We start from the raw sequence: 22,422 nt of genomic DNA, 5'->3' as shown, positions 1-22,422 counted from the left end.
GGGATCGGTGAATAACACCAATACCCTAAAGAGCGATTTTTTTATCCTTGATCTTTAACCTTTAATGCTCGGATACTGTTCAGTACAGCCAGCACGGTTACCCCAACATCTGAGAATACAGCCTCCCACATCGTGGCAATCCCAAATGCGCCGAGAATAAGAAATATAGCTTTAACACCTAAAGCGAAAATAATATTTTGCCATACGATCATCCGTGTACGCTTGGCAATGCCGATAGCAACAGGAATCTTCGAAGGTTCATCGGTCATAATTACAATATCTGCCGCTTCAATCGCAGCATCGGAGCCCAGTCCGCCCATTGCGATCCCAACATCTGCTCTAGCTAGTACTGGGGTATCGTTAATTCCATCACCGACAAAAATAATTTTCTCGCGATGTGACTTTTCACGATCCAGCTTCTCGATGGCCTCTACCTTATGCTGCGGCAAAAGCTCCGCGTGAACCTCATCTACACCTAACTGCTTCCCAACATCTTCAGCTACAGAAGAAGCATCGCCAGTTAACATCACCGTTTTACGGATGCCAAGCTTCTTGAGGCTCTGAATAGCCTGCTGCGAGTCTTCCTTCACTTCATCTGCAATCACCAGATAACCCCCATACTGATGATCCACCGCGATGTGAACAACTGTACCGCTTTGCGCAGGCACCTCATAAGCTATGCCCTCTCGCTCCATCAGACGCGCGTTACCTGCAAGTACGGTCTTGCCTTCAATCGAAACCCCGATCCCATGACCGGAGATTTCGTTGTAATTCGAGATCGCTTCCTTAGAAATCTGTTCTCCATAAGCTGCCCTAATCGATTCGGCAATCGGATGGTTCGAATGGCTCTCCGCATAAGCAGCTGTCTGCAGCAATTCATCCTTAGAATTGCCACCTGACGGATAAATTCCTGTAACCTTAAATTGCCCCTTAGTCAACGTTCCGGTCTTATCAAAGACAACTACTTTCACATCATTCAGCGCTTCAAGATAGTTGCTTCCTTTAATCAGAATACCACTGCGTGAAGCTGCTCCAATCCCTCCGAAGAAACCAAGTGGAATCGAGACCACAAGCGCACATGGACAGGAGATTACGAGGAATACAAGCGCCCGGTAAATCCAATCTGAGAAGGTTGCCCCGCTAATTACTAGCGGAGGAACGACAGCTAGCAGGACAGCTGTGATCACTACTATAGGTGTGTAAGCCCGTGCAAACTTAGTAATAAAGTTCTCTGTTTTGGCTTTGTTGCTTGAAGCATTCTGTACCAACTCCAGAATTTTGGATACGGCTGATTCACCAAAGGTCTGTGTGACTTGCATCGTAATAACGCCGTTTCGATTAATAAATCCACTTAATACTGTGCTTCCCGGTCCAGCCGAACGCGGTACAGACTCCCCGGTAAGTGCTGATGTATCCATCATGGCGCTTCCCTCAAGGATCGTTCCGTCCAGAGGTACCTTCTCACCCGGTTTCACAACAATCACATCACCGATCGACACTTCCTCAGGAGAGACTCGTTTTAGATCATTTCCAAGCTTAAGGTAAGCAAATTCGGGACGGATATCCATAAGTGCCGTGATAGATCGACGTGAACGGTTTACTGCTAGACCTTGGAACAACTCTCCGATTTGGTAAAAGAGCATAACCGCTACGCCCTCTGGATACTCACCAATCGCAAAAGCACCGATGGTTGCAAGAGCCATCAAGAAATTCTCATCAAATACCTGACCCCGGATAATGTTCTTAACCGCCTGCCAGACAACTTCACTACCCACGATGAGATAGGCTGCTAAGAAAATCAGCAGTTCTACTACACCCTCCACCGGTAAGAATATTCCGGCAAGCGCGAGTATCCCACCGCCACCTAACCGCAGTAGAATCTTACGGGTATCGCCTTCTCCATGCTCGTGGCTGTGGCCATGGCTGTGACCATCCGCATTATCATGCTTATGTCCGTCTGCAGCCTGATGATCGTGTTCATGGCCATGTTTGTGATCCTCTCCATGCTTATGACTACCGTTATTCTGCAGCTTGCGACTGCCCTGAGTCTTCTCTCTTACATTTACATGGGGCTCAAGCGCCTTCACCGTTTTCTTTGCTTCAACAATCGCCGATTCCTCATAACCTGCGGCGGTTTCCATCGTCATTGTCTTCGTAACAAAATTAACGGAACAAGACGATACGCCCTCGATTTTCTTCACTTTATCTTCGATTTTCCTTGCGCAATTGGCGCAATCTAAGCCTTCTAATTCCCACTGACGTTTTACTTTTCCTTGCATCGTATCCATACGGCACATCTCCTCAAATAAAAACCATATATGAGCACTTGTTCATATGTTTTCTTATTGCTATTATATTCCCTTTATTTTTGAAGGTCAATACGTCATATACACCATTTTTCTCCGCTCTCATAAAAATTAAATAAATTGATTTTTTCGTGAAAATATGGTAAATCATGTATGATTGCACCCGAGATGAATTGGCAACTAAATTACACAGAAGGAAGGATGAATGTAGACCATGTCAAAGCTAGCCAAGACGTCTTCTTTTTCACAGAAATACCCAGTTTGGACCGTTGTTATTATTGAGGTGCTGTTACTTTTAGCTGTATCTGCCGCCGGGACTTACGCTACAATTAAAGAGCTTTCGTATACCGCCCCTGTACTGATCTCCTTTATTCCAATCGCGCTTGTACTGATCATCTACTTCACGGTTAAGAACAAATGGAGTGATCTTGGCTTCCGTCCTCTGAATACCATTTCCTCTGGGAAGTGGATCTATTACGCACCTCTAGCTGTCGTCCTGATCACCATATCCTTTAAAGGTTTTCGTGAGATCAGTACGTCTGAGGTGTTGTTCTTTATCTTCTTCACCCTGCTTGTAGCCTTTGTGGAAGAAAGTATTTACCGCGGATTGATTTTCAAGACTTTACTCACTAAGGGCGCTAAAACGGCTGTGATTACTTCAAGCATACTCTTCTCTATTACCCACTTGCTTAATGCTTTATCCGGTACAGACATGACGCAAATCCTCCTACAGCTCGTATATTCTCTTCTGATCGGTTTTGTGCTTTCTTTATTGATGCTGAAAAATAATAATATTCTACCGCTGATATTGTTTCATTTTGTACATAATCTGATTCAGTTTGTTGGAAATGATAATACAAGCGAATATATGGGGATCGATCTATTCATCCTTCTCGTACTCGCTGTGCATTGTCTCTGGCTGGCTCTATCCTTTAGAAAACCAACCCTATCGAGCAACCTAAATCAATCTAGTTAACGCAAAAGAGCGGTTCTCCAATAATCGGAGAACCGCTCTTTTTTGAAAAATACAGCTATTCATGACGGACATGTTCATGCGTCTGCAGAAAAATCTGCTCTACATGCGCATCGTTGAGCGAATAGAATACCGTCTTTCCTTCTTTACGACGCTTCACAATTCGTAAATTCCGTAAATAGCGGAGCTGATGGGATATCGCAGATTGTCCCATATCAAGGATCACGGACAAATCGTGTACACATAATTCTTTCTGGGACAAAGCGTAAATAAGCCGCACTCGTGTGGGATCACCCAACGCTTTGAACATCTCTGCCATTTTATCCGTTATTTCTCGGTCAGGCAGAATCAATGCAATGGATTCCGGTTCAAGCTCCGAACCCTTGCATGTGTTATCGCAATCTTCTAATGCCGTTGGCTCCATGCTATCGCCTCCTCCACCAGCTAGTCAGCTTTGCTGATTGTTTTCCTCAATTATATGAAAACCAGCTCTGGATGTCCATGGAGAAGGCGTTTATAAGAATCGCTGTAAATCAGACCGCTTTACGATAAAAGGAGAATAGTCCTGCCGCAAAAAACACAATAAAACTACCGCCCACTACCATCATCAGCGTTTCGAACGGTAAATTAAAAGCCCCAAACGTGTCATCACCATACGGCATCATAGCCAACATCGGTTGTACCCAAGGATAATAGGGGCCATAGGTTGAAGAATTGGCGATCAACATATTAGGAATGGTCAGACTCACATTCAGCGCCAGCGGTGCGCCAAAACTGCTCCAGCCTTGAGAGATAGCCAGTTGCAGTGCAGCGAGTGGCAGACAGGCAATAAAGCCGCCAAATACCGAGCTAAGCAGCAGCGACCAAGGGATCGAATCCGGAATATTTCGGAAAAAACCCATTCCCAGCACCATCACCAGGAACGTTAGTTGAACCGCAGCCAGCAATCCGATAATCATCACATATTTTGAGAGGTACACTGATAACCGAGTCACAGGCAGAGACAGCAACATCTTCCAGCCTCCGTCATGATGCTCATAACGACAGATCAGCGCTGCGAAAATACCCGAAAGCACAGGTAGAAACAGCAAGGCATGCATCATGGACATCACATTTAACAACAGTTCCCAACTCATCTTCTCCCCTTGATTATCCGCCAATGCCCCGGGAAGTAATGCTAAAATCGGACTGCCTATAACTAAAAGCCAGACATATGATTTAGACATTTTTAATCGTTCTGCCGACAACACTCTCCAAAATGAATTCATCGTTAATCCACATCCTTTCGTGCGAAGTGCAGTGCACCCGGCAAAAGAATCAGCAGCCCCAGCAGCAACCCTGCACCGCTAAATAAGAGACGATGCGAAGATTCCCAAGCCATATATGGCCATGTTAAAGGAACCCACTCCGAAAGTAACATGGAGAAGATAGACACCAGAGATAAGGTTATTCCAAGAGCAACTGGCAATGTCTGATTACGGTTAGCCAGAGAAAGCCACAGCTGTAAAGCAATAACCGGCAATGCTGCAATATAGGACATAAAGCCAATTCGTAACACATCCAAATACGGAATCAGTTCGACCTTGAAGCCCAAAACAAGCCCTAAACCAACTGTACCCACCGAGAGCAACAAACAAGAAACCGCCACTAGCACCAAACATAACACCAGCTTAGCCATAAATACTGAAGTACGTGAGATAGGTAGTGCCAAGAGCTGCTTCCACGAGCTCATCTGATGTTCTACATTTGCAATCAACGAGCATACTAAGGTCCCTCCAAGAAAGAGAGCAATGGGCACAAATGCAGCCACATTGTTCAGAAGCCCACCCCATAAATCTGCACTATACTGCTCGCGAAGATAATCATAACGAAGGCCGAAGTTCAAGCCTTGCATGGCTACAAGTCCAAGCGGTCCAAGAAACACTAGAAACCAGAGTCCCTTGCCACGGATTTTGAGCCAATCCGCCGACAGTGCCCGCCACATCATGATTCCTCTCCTCCTACAACCTGCAGGAAGAAGTCCTCAAGTGATTGTCTCCGCTCCTCTACACGATAAATAGCATGCCCATTCTCTACCAAGGCTTTGACTAACAAGGCAACTCTTGCATCGATCATCCGGGAGAAGACTAGCTTTTGGTCTTGAAGTATCCCTGTGTACCCCCGTTCTTCAGCAAGACGCAGCGCGGCCTCCGGGTCCGAGACTGCTAACCGCATTTCTCCCCCGGCTTGCCGCTGCAGATTCGTTATACTATCTTGGTACACCATTTGCCCTTGACGAATGATCCCTACGGTATCCGCCATTTGCTCAATTTCACTAAGCAAGTGACTGGATACTACGACGGTAATCCCTTGCTCCTGCGGCAATCGTTTAATCAGTCCGCGAATTTCCTGAATCCCTGACGGGTCAAGTCCGTTCGTCGGCTCATCCAGAATAAGCAGCTCCGGTTCCCCGAGCAAGGCAGCAGCAATACCTAGTCTCTGCTTCATCCCAAGGGAGAACCCTTTAACTGGACGCTTCTCTTCCCCTGTTAAGGAGACAATATCTAGCACCTCAGCAATCCGTGACTTCGGAGCACCAAGGATACGCCGGATGGCTTCAAGATTATCCACAGCGCTTAAGTGCCCGTAATAGGATGGAGACTCGACAAGCGACCCTACCTTCCGCAAAATTTGCAGTTTATGCTTGCGAAGATCCTGGCCGAAGACTTCAATCCTTCCTGATGTTGGAGTGATCAGTCCAAGCAGCATACGAATTGTTGTTGTTTTCCCTGCCCCGTTTGGGCCAAGAAAGCCATAGATCTCTCCTTTGCGGATGTTCAAATTTAAATTTTCCACCGCAGCCCGGCCACGGTATTTTTTTAGTAAATCCTTCGTTTCAATCACTGTTTCTTTCATGTTCCTCACCTCGGTAATTAGCATAACGTCCCAAGGTTAAGAACAAGGCGGCACGAAGTTTAAGTTTTGTTTAAATTTGACGATATGGATGTTCAATGAAAATAAAGTCCTAGACCGCCGCTGTTTAATCAGCAAGATTTCTTAGAACAACGGCATAAGGGTAAGGCTTGGACTTGGTAGCCACTCCGTCCTTCTGTAGTCTGCGGCTTCTCACAAAGGCAACAGTATGGGCGGCGATCGACGAGCGCTGTGCGAATCAGGCATTCAACATTACGAACGGCGACCTGTTTCGTTGGAATGAGTTATAGCCGAAAATCGCTCAATACTTTGGCATGGAAACAGCGCCTCCGTTGCAGATGTCTCTAGACGTTGTCATGGCGGACAAGGAGCAGCTTTGGAACAAAATGATTGAGAAGCATGGGCTTGCTCGGCATTCCTATAAAGACGTGTCCTCTTGGCTATTCGGCGATTTCGTGTTTGCATGGGACTACGATTTTTTTGCCGACGGAACTACGGCTCGACGTTTAGGCTTTCACGAATTCGTCGATACCGAAGAAATGTTTATGAACATCTTTGACGACTTCCGCAAGCGTAAAGTCATCCCGTAAATTACCGTATAAATTAAGAATGCCTACCTTATACGTGCTCAACATTTGGTTTTGTTTTATGTGGTTTTAAGCTTTGCAGCGTTTCTAATTTTACGCCTAAGAATCTCCGTTCTGTCCATTCGTGCTTTTGATTAAACACAAATGACCCGCAGGAGGGGACACTTTTTAAAAGTGTTCCATCTTACGGGTCACCATTCAGAATCGAGGTTTTTGTACTCCTATTCTCCGACCAACCCAACACTGATTGTATTGCCTCGAACAAATACCTGGAAGAACAGTTTAGTTCAGTCCTTGTCCTTTTTAGTGTAATTCAACATGATCGTTTTTGGCTCTGGATTATCCATTGGGTTCTATACCTCATGCGCCTTGACTTGTTATTTCTTCGATGGTGTTTCATTTTTGTGTTCAATAATTTGTAATACTTTTGGTTCAATAGCTTTTAACTGTTGTTCATTTGAACGATTACTTTTAGGAACTTCACCATTAATTTCACCTTGAATTTGTCCATCAACCTGTGTTTTTGCAATGACATCAATTACTTGTTGTTTAGAGACATTTTTAGATGCTGCAATCTCCACAACAGATTTACCTTTTGCTAATTCTTGTTTTAATTCTTCTGGGCTAATTTTTAGTAAAGAAAACAGTTTTGCATCATTTAGATAGGCATCAGCAGAATAATCAGGCTTACCATTTCTAGAGAAAAAACCTTCTACTTTAATGTTTGAAGGTGTAGTCTCACCTCCGATCAGAGAAACACTGATTGTATTGCTCTGAACAAATACCTGATAGAACGGTGTTTTTGATCCCTTTTTGGTGTAATTCAACATAAACGTTTTTTGATCCGGGTTCTCCATTTTCTCCATAGCAAATTCGTACTCTTCGATGTTGCCATACATTTTATCAATTAGATAATCTACCTTCGACTTGATTTCCTGATCGGATAAAGTAGTGATTGGCTTCTCTTTAGGCTCCCAGTTTTCTTGAATCACGTGTTCAATCGCACCCGTAATACTGTTTGTATGAAGGGTAATCTTTTTACCGGTTCCTTCTTTTTCCTGCAGTATGATGCTTGTTTGGACACCTTGAACGCTGCTTGCATCGATTATCTCAAAAGATTTTGTTTCGGGAAATGTGCTATACAGCTTCTCAAGTGTTGCTTTGCCAACCTCATCCACCTTGACTTGTTCAGCAGTCATTGGTGTTCTAGTAAACATTTCAATCAGGGTAGGGGCCGCATATGCTGCGGTTGGAATTAAAATCGCAGCAGCAACTATTCCACCAATTAATCGTTTTTTCATGGTTATTCCGCTCCTTTTTGGTTGCAAATATTGAAAATAAGACTGTTCTATACGTTTGGAAATAGCCGGAGGGCACTCCATAGTTTCTGCCTCTTTGTGCAGATGTTCACGGATTTTGCGTTCAGTTAGCATTGATCTTTTCCATCCTTTCTGGGGGGAGATTCCATAAGTTTTTTCGAAGCGCCTGAAGGCCAGCATGATATCTGGACTTGACTGTACCCAGCGGAATATCAAGCAATGTCGCGATTTCCTCAAGAGTATAGTCGTGAAAAAAGCGGAGGATAATCACCGTTCGCTGTTTGTCGGTCAGTTTTTGGATTGCCTTCGATATCATTTGATTCGTCCCATCCATCAACACAGCAGGTTGATCCCAATGAGACTCTTCCCGAGAGAAGGCACGAATGCGTTCAAAAATTCGGAATCTCCGCCAGCTCTTGACCCGAAATCTCTGCACTTGACGGATTACCAAGCCGTGTAGCCAGAAGTGGAAAGGTCGGTTCGTATCGTAGTTAGCAAGTGATGTCCACATTTGCATATAGATCTCATTCATGACATCTTCCCGATCCTGCTGATGATCCACCAGAAAGGAGACTGTCCGGTAGACGTCCTGATAGGTGGCATCATACATCGTATGAAACGCCTGTTGATCACCATCTTTCATTTTTATGAGTAACTGGTACATGTATTCACTTTGCATTCAGAGGGCCCTCCTAAGTAAGCTGCTTACACACTATATTGCCTCTCTATCAAAAAAAGGTTCGGTTTTCTTTGTTTTTTTTTGCAAAAGGCTGAGTGTCGACGACCATCGATCAGGAAGACTACCAGGAGTGCAACGACCCTTATGGCAGCCGTGGCCTGTCTAGTGCTTTATTTTTCAGTCTAATCACACTGATCACTGGCTGTCGTAAAGGGGTATCAAGTATTAAACATTACGTCCACTACGAGAATAAAACAAAAGCCGGATTCCTTAGAGTAGGAAAACCCGGCTTTTGTTTTATTGGATAGTCCTTAGCGTATATTTTCGTTAAAATGTTGGCGGGGCCCCTGTAAGCATTGAATTAGCCAAAACGGTAGCCTTTCCCTCGTACTTTCTCTCTATATGCGAATCCCCCCAACGGCACATCAGATGTAGGAGTTCCTTTAGACTCCAGCTCTTAAATTCATTATTACGTTTCTTACCGAATGTCAGATGAAAGAGAATAACAGGTTTCCATTTCCCACCATCACCTCTAAAGTTGCCTCTACTGTAGTGTTGTATATTTTTTCAGTCTTTTTCACACAACTTGCCCCTTTTCGAAATATTTCAACACAGGTCATTGGTAACTCCTAAGAATTGGAACCATTAAATGGCCCTATTAAACATTATAACTACAACCAAATATATTACGCTATTCTGCTCGTTAGTTGTTAAAACAGGTGCCGTTGAGCTCGTTTTTATTGACTATTTTTTCCCGTGAGAGCTTAATGACGATGGTAAGTCTAAGATTTTATTTTCTTTCTACAGCGGATTAAAGATTACTACGGAAGTTCCATCTCCTGTACTCTCCATATCCCACTCTAACTCCATATGCTTCATTAACAGATCCACGATGGACAGCCCTAATCCTGCCCCTTTGTAATCGGATGGACTCTGGATACCTCTGCCGTGATCCGTAATCAAAATAACACGTTGCCCATTACGGGACTCCGTAGAAATCCCTACATAAAGACCACTGCTGGCATGACGTACAATATTCTGAAACAGATTATCAAGAATACGGCGGAACCAGACCTCATCCACCATCCAGAACAGCGGATCAGCCTCCAGGTCAATATCGATCTCGAAGTTCTCTTTTTCCCATACGGGGTACCAAGCAGCAGCACTTTCCCGCAACAAGCGCAAGACATCTTTACGCTCCTTCTTCAAAGTGATCCGTCCGCTGTTGAGGAGATTGTAGGATAAAAGATTCTCGATTAAGACGCTAAGATCTGCTATACGCTTATCCATTAGCTCTAAGGACTGTTGTCCTTGCGGGGTTAAGCTCTCTTTAGTCATTACATGGATGTGACTGCGAATAACCGTTAGTGGTGTACGCAAATCATGAGATAGGTTAGATACTAGACGTTTACGCAGCTCTTCCTCTTCGATTTCCCTCTTTCGACTTTCGTCAAGCTTCGCCACCATCGTGTTAAAAGCTTCCTCCAGTCTGCCAATCTCATCCAGCTTGCCCGTCATAATAGACTTAGGCATTCTATCCGGTCCCGTAATCGTCATCGCGGTTTGCAGCTGTAGTAGCCGTTTGCGTATTTTTCTAAAGAACAGCAAAGAAACCAGTGCGAACCCTCCAAAAAGTACAAAGAGCACAAAGTAATACAAAGCCCAAGCCCCGACTCCCCCATAAGCCCCTTTGTTGAGCAGCTTGTTTGGAATTTGCATTACCATAAACCCTTTACCCGCATCCACTCGGTCTCCCATGAAGGCGACGATGGCTAAAGGATCACGTTTTGTACTTTCTTTCATAAAAAAAATAGCCTCAGCCGCCGTCCACTGCTCCGGAACTCCGCTGCCATGGTCCGGATTGCCTTCATCAGGTGTGAGAATCAACTGGGTCATTCCCTGCCCATCTACCCAAAACATAGTAGCCTCAGTGTATTTCCGGCTCATTTCATGTAGCCGCTCATTTATGCCTTCTGAAGAAGCATCTTCCAATTGAAGCGCCTCTTTATGCCACATGGTCTCCAGCGCTGCAACACTCGAATACAGAGAGGTGTCTACAGGTGGAGCCCCTTTAGTCACTTCATTAACCATATTGTAGAGAACAAAAGATAACGGCAGGACCACAGGGATAAAAAGCAGTGCAGAAACAATAATAAGCAAATATCCCGATAGCAAAGAGGAGTTACGCTGCTTGCGAATGCGCCCTAACCCCCTCATGCTCTTACCCGATATCCGATCCCCCGGACAGTTTCTATAATTTCGGGATTGCCCGGATCAAGTTCTAACTTTTCGCGCAAATATCGTATATGTACCATCAAAGTTTTATCCCCTTCGAGATAGGCTTCTCCCCAGACGGCTTCATAAATCTGCTCCTTCGTCATAATCTGGCCGAGATGACGCAGCAAATAAGAAAAAATCTGAAATTGCTTACCCGTAAGCATGACTTCTTCCTGTGTCTGAGCATTTATTACTCGGTTATCCCCTTCATATACGACTAGGTGTTTAAGCGTGAGCGAATCCTGAACAGATGCCCCATTCCGCCTGAGCAGCACTTCAATTCTGGCAGCCAATTCATCCGGATGAAAAGGCTTCGTCAAATAATCATCCGCGAATTCAAGCCCCTGCAGTTTATCATCAATAGAGGTTCGCGCAGAGAGCATCAAGATCGGAAGCTTAGGGTACGCCCGCTTCAATCGTTGTCCGACAGTAAAGCCATCCAGGCCAGGAAGCATTACATCCAGAATGGCCAATTGACAAGGCGCCGCTTCCTCCGTCGCTCCCTCCCCGCTCCGCAGCCAACGCACACTATAACCACGCTCACTTAAATCCGCAGACACGACGCTGCCGATTTCATGATCATCTTCAATATATAACAGAGTAACGGTCATGTATTTTAAGTCCTCCCCTGAGAAATTACGTAAAAAGTTGAAGTCATTATAACATGTTTTAACAGGTCACTCAGGGACTTATCTTTTAAAAAAGCCCTCCTAAACCCGTGGGGGATAGGAAGGCTTCCGGAATCGATTTAAATTGGTTTAGGGAGTCCACACGCCGTGCTCTTTATTACTGCCAACATACTCAATACGCGTTGGAGTAAGTTCAAGAATCACATAATTAGGGTCATCAGACCCTGTAAACCATGGCTCCAGCTCTTTGTTCCACACCTTTGTGCGCAGCCCTTCATCTTTAGAAACGGCAACGGTGGCTTCAATCTCCAGCACATCTTTGCTTCCGCCTGACTCATATCCAAGCAGCAAAAAAGCATTCGGATTATTCGATAATTCCTCCACCTTATGAGTTTTGCGATTCGTAGCTAAATAAATCTTCAAACCCTCATGGAAAATGGCCATGTAACGTACTTTCGGTTTATTTCCTTCTTCGATCGTACCAAAGGAACCAAACTTGTTGTCATCCAATGCTCTAATAATGAGTTGCTCCAGTTGTTTGTTATCCATTACGTAAATCTCTCCCTTCAAGCATGTAAACAAAAGTTTATATATCCAAGCTCACCGTTTGGATTTATCATAACAATGGTGCTTATTATAATGTACCCTTCCGGTTCACATTGAATCCGACCTTACTCCATAAACTACTTTCAATATAAGGAGCTTACTTCGTGAAAAAACTGATCTGGATCGGCTGTCTTTCCTACTTTGTCATTGGCCTTGCTCATGTAGTGCTGGGATCTATTCTTCCCGTTCTGCTACAGCATTATGACCAAAATTATAGTGCCGGCGGGCAATTAATCTTTAGTCAATTCGCTGGTTTTCTGGCTGGTGTGCTTGTCTCTCCCCTACTCAATCGCCGTTTTGGGAAACGAGGAGGCATCATTATCGCCACCGCCCTTCTCCTGACTGCTGAGATTGCGTATGCTTTTCTACCCCCTTGGGAGTGGATGTATGTCATTGCTGTTGCGGCTGGCTTTGGTTTCGGTATGATCGAAGCCGTCATCGGCACCATCATTATCGGAGCTGTGACAGAAGGAACCGCGATCGCGATGAGCCGACTTGAAGTCCTATTTGGGATAGGAGCACTTGTAATGCCTCTTATCGCCAGTCCGCTCATTGCTACCGGAGCATGGAGATTAGCATTCCTAATTGTCGCTGGCTTCTCATTACTTTCTCTCATCCTCTGGGGAAGAGGCCATTTTGGGAATCTGCAGCGCATACTGGACGAGCGAGCACCTCGCAAAGTCTCAGCATCCGCACATTCCTCGCAGTCCAGCAAACAGCTTCCGTATAAAGGGAAACAATGGATTCTGCTGGGCATCTTCATCCTTTTCTTCTTTCTTTATGTAGGTACGGAGATGAGTCTGGTCAACTTTATGCCCGCCATCTTTATCGCCAAGCTAGGGATGACAGAATCTGCGGCGGCGCTGACAGTCACTTTCTTTTGGCTAGCTATGTCTACGGGAAGATTGTTTGCTGGAGTGATTGCAGAGAAAATTTCTTACCGTGTATATATTTTAAGTAGCTGTTTACTGACCTTGTTACTGCTGGCTCTTTTTCCGTTCACAGATAATCTATTAGCTGCATTCATCGTAATTATGCTACTTGGGCTATTTATGTCCGGTATTTTCTCCATAGCTTTAGTCTTCTCCAGCAAGATGCTGCCAGGAGCCGAAGAATCAACACCCAGCATAATGATCGCTGCTGGAGGTGTCGGTGGAGCTCTGCTGCCCCTATTCATGGGCTGGTCTATGGACCATCTAAAGGTGGTACAAACTGCTGGATTACTTGCCGGTTTTGCCGCCTTCTTGTTCTTGCTGAGCATTGCCGCATGGAGGTTCCAATCCAGGCAAGCAGTCCAAAGAAAGAGTTCCAGTATTTAGAATGTTAAAATGGTATCAACCTAATCCTTTTAGGGTAATGTCATCTATAAGCATATTCTGAGCACAAGGATGGACGATGAATGGATAAGCTTTCAACTGAGCCTTTATTACATACTGCGCTTATGCAGTTTATTTTTCCCTTTTCAATAAAAAAGGGTGATTCTAAGAAGCTTATCCAACAATTGCAGGATGATGGCTTCACACGTTTTTTTCTGGATAATAAAGAGTTAGAAAATGCCTATTACGGAGAAGATCACTGTGTTTCCCATGAACGGATGGAGCGCACCTATTTACCGTTTGCTGCACACATTCTTTTTCCACGCAAGAAGGATGTAGACTCTTTCCGCCGCTTTTCCAGAGTCAATAATCTGGACTGTATTCTAGAGATTCCTCAGCAGTCTATATTTTTTAAAATTCTCTCGACGGATATATTCATATGTCCTTTTCAGCTTGGATTTGTGACGATACGTGTCCAGCTTGAGGGGGATTCGATTCCCTTTAGTATTGCACTGGAATTCGCGGACCGCTTCCGGACGCTTGAGAATACCTTCGTACAGGATGACTACACCTATATCCATTGCGGGGAACAGACCTATGAGATGGTAGAGGATTTTGTCTTCCGAAATCTGGTGGATGGACTGGAGCCTTTTCTGGATCACTCGGATATCAATGGGGCTTATTTCGAGACCCTTCCCTTTTTCGTAGATGAAAGAATGCAGGTGCAAGCCTTTTATGGCTTTCAGAGTGAAGGGGATTCTGATGAGATTAGTATAAATATACGCTATCGCGCCTCTCAGCTTGATGGAATTGATCTGAACGGGAAGCCCTATGCCAGTGCCAGCGATCCAGCGTATATTGCGAACTACTGTCATGAGCATTCCTATAATCGATGGGGCCCAGACTCGTATTATATGATGAATGAGCAGACCTTTTGCTGTCTAACCCGAGCTGAACCAAAGATCGCCGTTAGCCTCGCCAACCAGATGTACGGGCAATATTATTACGGATTTCTACTCAATATTTTCCACAAAATCGTTCTGCTAAAGCTGGCAAATATGCATTCCCGACTACGCATAAACCACGATTATGATGAGATCGATAATTTAATCTACTCGATTAATAAATTCTCGGCAAAGTTCTATTTCTTGGAGCTGATTTCACAGTCGCAAGGACGGGAGATTTTTCTTCAGCTGCGTAAAGTATACGGGAACGACGCTCTGTTCGAGGAAGTAAAAGAAACCTTGACTGACCTTTTTCAGTATCAAGATAAGTTCCAGTCGAAGCGCCGGGATAATCTGCTGATGATCCTCACTGTATTTACGGTGGTAAGTGGGATTTATGGCATGAATCAAGTCATTGACGATCTGGATGGAAAGATTCAATGGAGTAAGATGGTTAGCTATTCCCCCTTTGAGTTTCTTGCTCTTTTCGTGATTATGAGCGGGATAATGATCAGTGTTGTCCTTACGCTAGGTGCTCTGGTTACTGAGCTTAAGCGGCGTCATCGCAAGAAACATAAAGATCTGGATTAATGAAAACGGACGGAGAGATTTGAAAAATTTAGGAGCGTGCTACTAGACATTCCGAGAACAGCCGTCTATAATACACCGTATGCAAGCATAAACGCCTTCAGCGTCCTTATAAAGACGATTAGCGTTTAAGCGAGAAATACCCGTTAACTTCATAGAACCAGGGGTGCTGGAATTGGCCGGCTGAGATTGTATCCCACAAGATACTGACCCTTATACCTGATCTGGATAATGCCAGCGTAGGAATCGCCAATTGGTTTTGGTCCCTGTGACCTTTACTAACCTTGCGCCAAGCCAGCGTCCCGATCACTCGGGGCGCTTTTTTTGTGTAGATCACAAAAGATGTAGAAGAAATGTACATACTACACTTTATGGTTCATGTTGGATGACGGGATCTGGCAACCTTAAAGGAGAGAAGAAGACATGCAAGTCAAAAAAGTACTTATGCTTAGCCTCACCTGTATGCTCATTCTTGCGATTGCCGGATGCGGCAGCAACAATGGGAATACAGCCGGAAACAAAGGAAATGCTGCGGAATCGAATGCAGCGACCGGATCAAATGCTCCAAAAGAGCTTACCAAAGTTAAGGTTGCACTGGATTGGACACCGAATACGAACCACACCGGTCTATACGTAGCCAAGGATCTTGGTTATTACGCGGAAGAAGGTCTGGATGTAGAAATCGTTCAACCTGGCGCAGCGGGTTCTGATACGATGGTTACCTCTGGCGAAGCTGCTTTTGGAATCAGCGCTCAGGAAGGATTGACTCTAGCTCGTCTACAAGGCGTTCCCCTTGTCTCGATTGCAGCCATTATTCAGCATAATACTTCGGGATTCGCCGCTCCAGTGGATCGCAATATTAAATCACCAAAAGATTTTGAGGGTAAAACTTACGGAGGTTGGGGCTCTCCCGCTGAGGAAGCAGCCATGAAGGCGATCATGGACCCTGTTGGTGGCGATGTGAAAAAGGTGAAGCTAATCAGTATTGGTGAAGCTGACTATTTTACTGCAGTCAAACGTGACATTGATTTCGCTTGGATCTTCTACGCTTGGACCGGTATTGAAGCCGAACTGCGTGGTGAGCCTCTGGATATGCTCTACTTGAAGGATTATGCGCCTCAGCTCGATTATTACACACCTGTGCTGACCACGAGTGAGAAGCAGATTTCTGAGAATCCAGATTTGGTGAAGGCTTTCCTGAAAGCCACATCGAAGGGTTATCAATATGCGATTGATCATCCAGAAGAGGCTGCCGCTACATTATCCAAGGCTGTGCCTGACCTTGATGCCGAGCTTGTCCTAGCTAGCCAAAAATGGCTTAGCCCGAAATATAAGGACGACGCCCCACGCTGGGGAGAGCAAAAAACCGAGGTCTGGCAGAATTACGGCGACTGGATGTATGATTTGAAGCTGCTGGACAAACCGCTGGATGCAGCTAGTGCATTCACGAATGATTTTTTACCGGCGGAGTAAATAACAATTATAAATGAATCACTTCGTTATCAAAGTTGGCTTTTTGAACTTACCTATTTCAATGAGAGTTCAAAAAGTCAGCTTTCAGAACCAAGAAGGTTGGACGTTACTTGAGGAAGGAGGAACGGAGCGTAGTGATGTGCTACGTGAGTACCGGACTTCCCAAGTTCGTTCAAGATTTGACGCCGAATCTGCTTCCTGAAAACACTTCGTTATCAAAGTTGGCTTTTTGAACTTACCTATACAATTTGAGAGGATTGATTATTGTGGCTAACACATTGCTAAGCATTCAAGTAATTCCTAAGACTCCAAACAATGAGGACTCCATCCCATACGTAGATAAAGCGATTGAAGTTATTCAAAAATCCGGCGTTAAACATCAGGTGAATCCACTGGAAACTACTATGGAAGGTGAACTGAGCGAGCTCCTGGAGGTTGTACGTCAAATGCAGGAGGCGCTGATCGAAGCAGGTAGTCCAAGCGTGATCTCCCAAATCAAAATCGCTCATAACCCTAACGGAATCAGCATGGATAAATTGACGGAGAAATATCGGCCGTGAGATCGACCTGGAAGCTAATATGGCCGCCCCTTGTGGCGGTCGTCTTCTTTTTAACCATATGGCAGTTATCTGTTTCTCTATTCCATATCGAATCCTGGATTCTGCCGAGTCCTGCTGATATTGCTCGCGAATCCACCAGTAATGCCTCAGGTCTCTGGGCTCATACGATGGCTACGCTCCGACTCACATTAATCGGTTTTCCTATTGGTACAGGTGTAGGCTTGATCGTCGCTCTACTTTTGCATCTTTTACCTTGGGCTAGACGGGCTTTTTATCCACTCATTATTCTGAGTCAAAATGTTCCCTCTATCGCACTCGGACCACTGCTTATCATCTGGTTTGGCTTCGGTCTTTTGCCCAAAATCGTGCTGATTACACTGGTATGCTTCTTCCCGGTAGCTGTCGCTGCAATGGGCGGCTTGTCTCAAAGTGATCAGGTCATGATGAATTATATGAAAATGGCTGGCGCAAGCAAGTGGCAAATCTTCACCAAGCTGGAGCTTCCGTCTTCTATCCCGGCACTATTTTCCGGTGTGAAAATATCTGCTACTTATGCGGTTATGGGAGCCGTGGTCGCTGAGTGGATTGGCGCGGATAAAGGGATTGGCTATTATATGCTCCTGCAAAAATCGGCTTACCGTACGGATCGGATGTTTGTCGCTATTGTTATTATTGTGCTCCTTAGTCTTGTGCTTTTTGCGATTATCGCCTTGCTCGAAAAATGGTTAGTTCGCTGGAAACCGCGCCGTAACTCATAGAAAGGAAGATGCCTGTATGTCTCAAGTGACGCAAATAGAGCAAAGAACAACTGAAAACATAAGCTCTCCTGAAGCTCATACTGCACCACCTGCTCTTGAAGTAAGCGGCATCTCCAAGTCCTTCACCCATCGTCGCCGCGAGACGAACGTGCTTAACAACGTCTCTCTTAAGGTAGAGCAGCAAGAGTTCGTTTCGATCGTCGGTCCTTCCGGCTGCGGAAAAAGCACCTTATTCCATATGATCGGCGGACTAGTGAAGCCCGATGCAGGAACGATCCGCATGAACGGTAGAGCCGTTACGGGTCAACGTGGTGAAATCAGTTATATGCCGCAGCAGCCTGCGCTTTTTCCTTGGCGAACGATTGAAGATAATGTACTTCTAGCCGGGGAAATTAAAGGCGCTCTGCAGGATGGAGCTCGTGAAGAAGCGCGCCAGTGGCTCGCCAAGGTTGGCTTGAATGGATTCGAACAGGCTTATCCGCATATGCTGTCTGGTGGGATGCAACAGCGTGCTGCTTTTCTCAGAGCATTGCTGGCTCCGCAGGAGTTGATGCTGCTCGATGAACCTTTCAGCGCATTGGATGCACTAACTCGCAGTGAAATGCAGCGCTGGCTGCTGGAGCTGTGGGAGGAGAATCGCCGCTCCGTGCTATTCATTACCCATAACATCGAAGAAGCGTTGCTGCTCTCGAATCGTATTTATGTATTCTCGGGTCGCCCCGGCTCCATCCTACATACTGTTGATGTGCCATTTCCACGGCCACGCCGCGATGAGATTACGGATTCCCCGGAATTCCTTAAACTCAAACGCCAGCTGTCACAGTGGATGCGAGAAGAACAAGCTAAAAGCGAGAAGTAGCTTTTTGAATAGAGGTCACTCCACTCACTTTAAACGAGAGATTAAACAAAGAACCGCCCGGGCTTCAATTAGCCCAAGCGGTTCTTTTGTTTTAACCAGAATAGCAGTTAAATCTTATTGTGCTTGTACAAACTCAGCAGATTTAATCCCTGCTTGACGGCCGAAAATAATGATTTCAGCTACAGAGTTACCACCGATCCGGTTTTGACCGTGCAATCCACCTGTAACTTCACCAGCCGCATACAGGCCAGGAATAGCAGCGCCGTCTTTATTTAATACTTCTGTGTTCGTATTGATCTTCACACCGCCCATGGTGTAATGAATCCCTGGGGCGATCTTAATAGCGTAGTAAGGACCCGCGGATAAATCATTGTCCATCCCTGTTGTTCTGCCGAATTCAGCATCGTTCTTGTTCTTTACCGCGCTGTTCCAAGTATCAAGTGTCGCTTTTAGCTTATCGGCTGGAACACCGATTTCTTTCGCCAATGCTTCGATGGTATCCGCTTGGATCACGAAGCCCATTTTGTCATATTGTTCAATTGCTTTCACGCGTGATTTGACGCCGGAATCAAAGACAAGCGTTGCCGCTTTTTCAGGAAGTGCATTGATCGCTTCGGTAACTTTATCACGTGTAGTCAATTCGTTTACGAACCGTGTGCCTTCGCTATTCACGAGGATAGAACCTTCGCCGCGTACAGCTTCCCCGATCAGATAAGATTTTTCTTGTTGAACTGTTGGGTGAACCTGGATTTGATCCATATCAACGGTGGTTCCGCCAAGTGCCTCAATCATCTTGATGCCGTCGCCGGTACTGCCGATTTGGTTAGTCGTTACGTATCCTTCCAGATCAGGTCTAACTTTTGATATCATATCCATGTTGGATCCAAAACCACCTGTTGTTACAACAACTGCCTTCGCTGTAATGGTTTTTTCATCAGCTTGGTTAAAGAGTACTTTGACACCGTTAGCCTTACCGTCTTTTTGAGTAATTTCTTTAACATCCGCGTTCACAAACAGTGGAATTTCTTTTTCTTGTACGTTTCTAACCAATCCTTTGACAAGGTATTGGCCTACCGCAGAGCCGTCTTCTGGACGGTGGGTGCGTTTTTCGCTCATGCCGCCTGTGATCGTAATATTGTTCAGCTTGATTCCGATCGAATCCAACCAATCGATTGCACTTGCGGAATTGTCAACGAAGAAACGAAGCATCTCTTTATCGTTCGTGTCATGGCCGCCCTTTAGTGTCTCTTCATAAAACTTATCATTGCTATCTTCAATGCTTTGCTCTTTTTGAAATTTCGTTTGGGAAGCGTTCATTCCTGAGGAGGATTTACTTGTATTCCCACCTGCAACCGGCATTTTTTCTAAAATAACAGGGTTCAAGCCTTTGGCCTTAGCTTCCAGTGCAGCAGACATTCCTGCACCACCAGCACCAACAATAACGATATCATAATTATCTTTTAATTGATCCAGTGGTGTGTAACTAGCTTCTGATGCACCTGATACGGCTTCAGCTTTATCATTTTTGGCCGTCTCATTTACCTTACTTTTGTTCTCGTTGCCATTACTATTACCTGCGCTGTTGCTATTACTGTTACCGCAGCCTGCGATTACGAGCATGACAGAGAGAATGAGAATGAGAGCAGTACTTGTTGTCTTCTTCATCTTTATAACGCCCCTTTGTGAATGTTTTCACATTAATGATAACGCAAAGATGCTGTTTTGGGAAGTTTTTTATGTAATTAGTTATGGTTACTGTTACATTTCCATGAATATTTTCATTTAAATTTTCATAAAAATTCTTAATTTCAATATTTCCTCAGCTTACTACTCAAAAAAAGCCACCCTTTCCAGAGCGGCCATCTGCCTTATTTCCTAATCATAGCTCGATACACGAATTTAGGAAGAACTGCTTGCCTGCGCCAGCGCGACTTTTGTCCTTTGGCCACAGGTGCGAATAAGAGTCGATGCAGCCACTCCAAATTGAGTTTCTTCCATATCGCAGGGGCTGGAGTCACTTTTCCCGCTATAACATCCAAGCTTCCCCCCACGCCAAACACAACCTTAACCTGAGAAAGCGCCTGTTTATGCTTATAAACCCACTTGTCAGAGTATGGAGCCCCCATCGCGACAATCAGGAAATCTGGCTGTGCGTGCTGAATCTCTGCCACAATGGCCGGTTCCTCTTCTTTAGCAAGAAAACCATTATGTCTTCCGGCAATTTTCACATTCGGATATAGCTCTGTAATCTTTTCGACCGCTTTACAGCTGGTATGCTCATCCGTGCCTAAGAAATAAAAGCTCCAGCCCAGCTTATTCCCTTGTGCGAGCAGCTCAAGAAGTAGTTCATACCCCGTAACTCGTTCAGCTATAGGGTCACCTTTTCTTCTCGATGCCAGCACAATGCCAATCCCATCAGGAGTAATCAAATCTGCCTCATGGAGTATGGTTCGAAGCAGCTCATCCGATTGGCTTGTTATCGTAATTTCCGGGTTCGCCGTAATCAAATGAAATAGCTTCGGTTCTCCGGATTGAATATGTTTTGTTAGATGAAGTGTTGTCTCGTTTAGTGTTAGTTTTGAAAAAGGAACGCCTAATATAGAGACTGTCCCAGCCATTTAATCACCTCTTACTGAAAAGTCCATTCCAGTATACCTTACCGTAATCAAGAAGGATAGTCAGCGTCATTACTCCGTTTATTCCTCCAAAAACTTCCACCACTCTATTAACCAAGGTTCATCGATCCCCCGCAGGCGGAATTCCTCCAAAAGTATCTTTCGAAATTGTTTTTCCATTTTGACAAAATTATTGTCCTCCTGGTACATGGGAGCAAAGGATTCATCCTCTCTAAGATAACTCCAAAAATCGCCTGCACACTCCAAAATCTTTCGACCTACGACCGTTTGCTGCGCTACGGGAACAAGCCATTTGTCATAGGGATACGGATAACCTTCAATAGTGATTGCACAGCGTAAAGCCTCTTTATAAAGGGAAACCGCTAAGAACAAGATGGGAAAGGCGTCGCCACGAACTACAGGATTATCTAGACTTCTGGCATAGCTTCTTAGCTGTATGTATGAATTCTTACGAAATTTCATTAGTACTTCAGGTTGGAGTGGAACATAGGAATGAAAAAGTGGCTTCAGATCCAGCAGATCGTAGTAAATATAGGACACTGATGCATTCCACAGCCATTCCATATCCCCGCTCATTAAAGCTTCTTTGATATCAGATATTTTATGGAGTGTATAATGCCCTGTCTTCCCACTCGGAAGCCTTAAATCCATAAAAAAACTACTGTGCTCCGGAATCAGCCCTGCTTCCTCGAACCGATGATTAATACTGTTGTAAGACTCATCCTCACAAATAATGATTATATCTACATCCGACTGCCCATCTACCACCCCGAGTGCGGTCGATCCATCTAGGATAATGCTTACCCTCTGACGATCTTCTTGCAATAACGGATGATTTAGGATCTCTTGCGTAATGAACTTTCCAATCTCCTCTAGTAATTCGCGATGAAGTAGCAACTTATCAGGTGTTAGTAAAATATCCGACAATACTGATTTCATCATCGTATCCATCAGCCTCCAATCGATCTCAATCCCCTTGTAAATATAGCGCTTACATTT

Annotated in this window: 21 protein-coding genes and 1 riboswitch; of the genes, 8 read left to right on the top strand and 13 right to left on the bottom strand. The window is 44.9% G+C overall.

Annotated elements, in window-relative coordinates:
- Positions 1 to 41 precede the first annotated feature (41 nt).
- Positions 42 to 2,288 (bottom strand): heavy metal translocating P-type ATPase, encoded by a 2,247-nt coding sequence (locus tag MKX41_RS26825; protein ID WP_340973872.1) that lies wholly within the window; start codon positions 2,286 to 2,288, stop codon positions 42 to 44.
- A 232-nt stretch (positions 2,289 to 2,520) separates the two neighbouring features.
- Between MKX41_RS26825 and MKX41_RS26820 the strand changes: the two genes are divergently transcribed.
- Positions 2,521 to 3,282: a CPBP family intramembrane glutamic endopeptidase gene (locus MKX41_RS26820; protein WP_340973870.1), complete on the top strand. Its 762-nt coding sequence runs from the start codon at positions 2,521 to 2,523 to the stop codon at positions 3,280 to 3,282.
- Positions 3,283 to 3,337: 55 nt separating this feature from the next.
- On the opposite strand, the gene MKX41_RS26815 is transcribed toward MKX41_RS26820, so the two are convergent.
- The 4 genes from MKX41_RS26815 to MKX41_RS26800 form a co-directional block, all read right to left on the bottom strand.
- Complete coding sequence (locus tag MKX41_RS26815) at positions 3,338 to 3,703, bottom strand: ArsR/SmtB family transcription factor (protein WP_042184384.1); 366 nt, start codon at positions 3,701 to 3,703, stop codon at positions 3,338 to 3,340.
- A gap of 109 nt (positions 3,704 to 3,812) precedes the next feature.
- The gene (locus MKX41_RS26810; RefSeq protein ID WP_076285177.1) at positions 3,813 to 4,547 is read right to left on the bottom strand and encodes an ABC transporter permease; all 735 of its coding nucleotides are present in this window, start codon (positions 4,545 to 4,547) and stop codon (positions 3,813 to 3,815) included.
- 2 nt (positions 4,548 to 4,549) lie between these two features.
- The gene (locus MKX41_RS26805) at positions 4,550 to 5,266 is read right to left on the bottom strand and encodes an ABC transporter permease (RefSeq protein ID WP_076285176.1); all 717 of its coding nucleotides are present in this window, start codon (positions 5,264 to 5,266) and stop codon (positions 4,550 to 4,552) included.
- Positions 5,263 to 6,174: an ABC transporter ATP-binding protein gene (locus tag MKX41_RS26800; RefSeq protein WP_042184378.1), complete on the bottom strand. Its 912-nt coding sequence runs from the start codon at positions 6,172 to 6,174 to the stop codon at positions 5,263 to 5,265. Before MKX41_RS26800 ends, MKX41_RS26805 begins: the two co-directional genes overlap by 4 nt.
- A 350-nt stretch (positions 6,175 to 6,524) precedes the next feature.
- On the opposite strand from MKX41_RS26800, the gene MKX41_RS32365 reads away from it, so the two are divergent.
- Positions 6,525 to 6,782 carry a hypothetical protein gene (locus MKX41_RS32365; protein ID WP_405175478.1) on the top strand — a complete coding sequence of 86 codons (258 nt, stop codon included), beginning with the start codon at positions 6,525 to 6,527 and terminating at the stop codon, positions 6,780 to 6,782.
- Positions 6,783 to 7,156: 374 nt separating this feature from the next.
- On the opposite strand, the gene MKX41_RS26790 is transcribed toward MKX41_RS32365, so the two are convergent.
- The 5 genes from MKX41_RS26790 to MKX41_RS26765 form a co-directional block, all read right to left on the bottom strand.
- Positions 7,157 to 8,212 (bottom strand): hypothetical protein, encoded by a 1,056-nt coding sequence (locus MKX41_RS26790; protein WP_340973867.1) that lies wholly within the window; start codon positions 8,210 to 8,212, stop codon positions 7,157 to 7,159.
- The gene (locus MKX41_RS26785; protein WP_339799955.1) at positions 8,202 to 8,777 is read right to left on the bottom strand and encodes a sigma-70 family RNA polymerase sigma factor; all 576 of its coding nucleotides are present in this window, start codon (positions 8,775 to 8,777) and stop codon (positions 8,202 to 8,204) included. Before MKX41_RS26785 ends, MKX41_RS26790 begins: the two co-directional genes overlap by 11 nt.
- An 801-nt stretch (positions 8,778 to 9,578) precedes the next feature.
- Positions 9,579 to 10,994, bottom strand: a complete 1,416-nt coding sequence (locus MKX41_RS26775) for a HAMP domain-containing sensor histidine kinase (RefSeq protein WP_339799953.1) — start codon at positions 10,992 to 10,994, stop codon at positions 9,579 to 9,581.
- A complete protein-coding gene (locus MKX41_RS26770) occupies positions 10,991 to 11,665 on the bottom strand; it encodes a response regulator transcription factor (protein WP_076285173.1) in 675 nt (224 codons plus the stop codon). Before MKX41_RS26770 ends, MKX41_RS26775 begins: the two co-directional genes overlap by 4 nt.
- Before the next feature lie 147 nt (positions 11,666 to 11,812).
- Positions 11,813 to 12,232 carry a pyridoxamine 5'-phosphate oxidase family protein gene (locus tag MKX41_RS26765; RefSeq protein ID WP_339799951.1) on the bottom strand — a complete coding sequence of 140 codons (420 nt, stop codon included), beginning with the start codon at positions 12,230 to 12,232 and terminating at the stop codon, positions 11,813 to 11,815.
- 161 nt (positions 12,233 to 12,393) lie between these two features.
- On the opposite strand from MKX41_RS26765, the gene MKX41_RS26760 reads away from it, so the two are divergent.
- The 6 genes from MKX41_RS26760 (at position 12,394) to MKX41_RS26735 (ending at position 18,787) form a co-directional block, all read left to right on the top strand.
- Positions 12,394 to 13,608 carry an MFS transporter gene (locus MKX41_RS26760; protein ID WP_339799949.1) on the top strand — a complete coding sequence of 405 codons (1,215 nt, stop codon included), beginning with the start codon at positions 12,394 to 12,396 and terminating at the stop codon, positions 13,606 to 13,608.
- 80 nt (positions 13,609 to 13,688) lie between these two features.
- Positions 13,689 to 15,140 carry a hypothetical protein gene (locus MKX41_RS26755; RefSeq protein ID WP_042184368.1) on the top strand — a complete coding sequence of 484 codons (1,452 nt, stop codon included), beginning with the start codon at positions 13,689 to 13,691 and terminating at the stop codon, positions 15,138 to 15,140.
- 149 nt (positions 15,141 to 15,289) lie between these two features.
- Positions 15,290 to 15,400: riboswitch (TPP riboswitch) on the top strand.
- A 160-nt stretch (positions 15,401 to 15,560) separates the two neighbouring features.
- On the top strand, positions 15,561 to 16,610 hold the full coding sequence (locus MKX41_RS26750) for an ABC transporter substrate-binding protein (RefSeq protein ID WP_076285169.1): 1,050 nt from the start codon (positions 15,561 to 15,563) through the stop codon (positions 16,608 to 16,610).
- 266 nt (positions 16,611 to 16,876) lie between these two features.
- Positions 16,877 to 17,170 (top strand): thiamine-binding protein, encoded by a 294-nt coding sequence (locus MKX41_RS26745; protein WP_036682688.1) that lies wholly within the window; start codon positions 16,877 to 16,879, stop codon positions 17,168 to 17,170.
- A complete protein-coding gene (locus MKX41_RS26740) occupies positions 17,167 to 17,928 on the top strand; it encodes an ABC transporter permease (RefSeq protein WP_340973865.1) in 762 nt (253 codons plus the stop codon). The genes MKX41_RS26745 and MKX41_RS26740 overlap by 4 nt, the downstream gene beginning before the upstream one ends.
- Before the next feature lie 16 nt (positions 17,929 to 17,944).
- Positions 17,945 to 18,787 carry an ABC transporter ATP-binding protein gene (locus MKX41_RS26735; RefSeq protein ID WP_081393129.1) on the top strand — a complete coding sequence of 281 codons (843 nt, stop codon included), beginning with the start codon at positions 17,945 to 17,947 and terminating at the stop codon, positions 18,785 to 18,787.
- Between the two features lie 114 nt (positions 18,788 to 18,901).
- Here the strand turns inward: MKX41_RS26735 and MKX41_RS26730 are convergent, their stop codons facing one another.
- From MKX41_RS26730 to MKX41_RS26720, 3 genes are all read right to left on the bottom strand, one after another.
- Positions 18,902 to 20,452 (bottom strand): flavocytochrome c, encoded by a 1,551-nt coding sequence (locus MKX41_RS26730; protein WP_076285167.1) that lies wholly within the window; start codon positions 20,450 to 20,452, stop codon positions 18,902 to 18,904.
- A gap of 203 nt (positions 20,453 to 20,655) precedes the next feature.
- Positions 20,656 to 21,405: a WecB/TagA/CpsF family glycosyltransferase gene (locus MKX41_RS26725; protein ID WP_076285166.1), complete on the bottom strand. Its 750-nt coding sequence runs from the start codon at positions 21,403 to 21,405 to the stop codon at positions 20,656 to 20,658.
- 78 nt (positions 21,406 to 21,483) lie between these two features.
- Complete coding sequence (locus tag MKX41_RS26720) at positions 21,484 to 22,365, bottom strand: nucleotidyltransferase domain-containing protein (RefSeq protein ID WP_340973861.1); 882 nt, start codon at positions 22,363 to 22,365, stop codon at positions 21,484 to 21,486.
- Between the last annotated feature and the right edge of the window lie 57 nt (positions 22,366 to 22,422).

The sequence above is a fragment of the Paenibacillus sp. FSL R5-0475 genome (assembly GCF_038004585.1).
Lineage (GTDB): Bacteria > Bacillota > Bacilli > Paenibacillales > Paenibacillaceae > Paenibacillus_AQ.
The sequence above is the reverse complement of the archived record's forward strand: the minus strand, read 5'-3'. Positions and strand labels throughout refer to the sequence as shown.

Coding starts and splice junctions, on each gene's coding strand:
- MKX41_RS26810 (WP_076285177.1), bottom strand. CDS start 4,547: ATGAATTCATTTTGGAGAGTGTTGTCGGCAGAACGATTAAAAATGTCT.
- MKX41_RS26820 (WP_340973870.1), top strand. CDS start 2,521: ATGTCAAAGCTAGCCAAGACGTCTTCTTTTTCACAGAAATACCCAGTT.
- MKX41_RS26725 (WP_076285166.1), bottom strand. CDS start 21,405: ATGGCTGGGACAGTCTCTATATTAGGCGTTCCTTTTTCAAAACTAACA.
- MKX41_RS26735 (WP_081393129.1), top strand. CDS start 17,945: ATGTCTCAAGTGACGCAAATAGAGCAAAGAACAACTGAAAACATAAGC.
- MKX41_RS26770 (WP_076285173.1), bottom strand. CDS start 11,665: ATGACCGTTACTCTGTTATATATTGAAGATGATCATGAAATCGGCAGC.
- MKX41_RS26790 (WP_340973867.1), bottom strand. CDS start 8,212: ATGCTAACTGAACGCAAAATCCGTGAACATCTGCACAAAGAGGCAGAA.
- MKX41_RS26825 (WP_340973872.1), bottom strand. CDS start 2,288: ATGGATACGATGCAAGGAAAAGTAAAACGTCAGTGGGAATTAGAAGGC.
- MKX41_RS26720 (WP_340973861.1), bottom strand. CDS start 22,365: ATGATGAAATCAGTATTGTCGGATATTTTACTAACACCTGATAAGTTG.
- MKX41_RS26765 (WP_339799951.1), bottom strand. CDS start 12,232: ATGGATAACAAACAACTGGAGCAACTCATTATTAGAGCATTGGATGAC.
- MKX41_RS26730 (WP_076285167.1), bottom strand. CDS start 20,452: ATGAAGAAGACAACAAGTACTGCTCTCATTCTCATTCTCTCTGTCATG.
- MKX41_RS26800 (WP_042184378.1), bottom strand. CDS start 6,174: ATGAAAGAAACAGTGATTGAAACGAAGGATTTACTAAAAAAATACCGT.
- MKX41_RS26805 (WP_076285176.1), bottom strand. CDS start 5,266: ATGATGTGGCGGGCACTGTCGGCGGATTGGCTCAAAATCCGTGGCAAG.
- MKX41_RS26750 (WP_076285169.1), top strand. CDS start 15,561: ATGCAAGTCAAAAAAGTACTTATGCTTAGCCTCACCTGTATGCTCATT.
- MKX41_RS26755 (WP_042184368.1), top strand. CDS start 13,689: ATGGATAAGCTTTCAACTGAGCCTTTATTACATACTGCGCTTATGCAG.
- MKX41_RS26775 (WP_339799953.1), bottom strand. CDS start 10,994: ATGAGGGGGTTAGGGCGCATTCGCAAGCAGCGTAACTCCTCTTTGCTA.
- MKX41_RS26815 (WP_042184384.1), bottom strand. CDS start 3,703: ATGGAGCCAACGGCATTAGAAGATTGCGATAACACATGCAAGGGTTCG.
- MKX41_RS26785 (WP_339799955.1), bottom strand. CDS start 8,777: ATGCAAAGTGAATACATGTACCAGTTACTCATAAAAATGAAAGATGGT.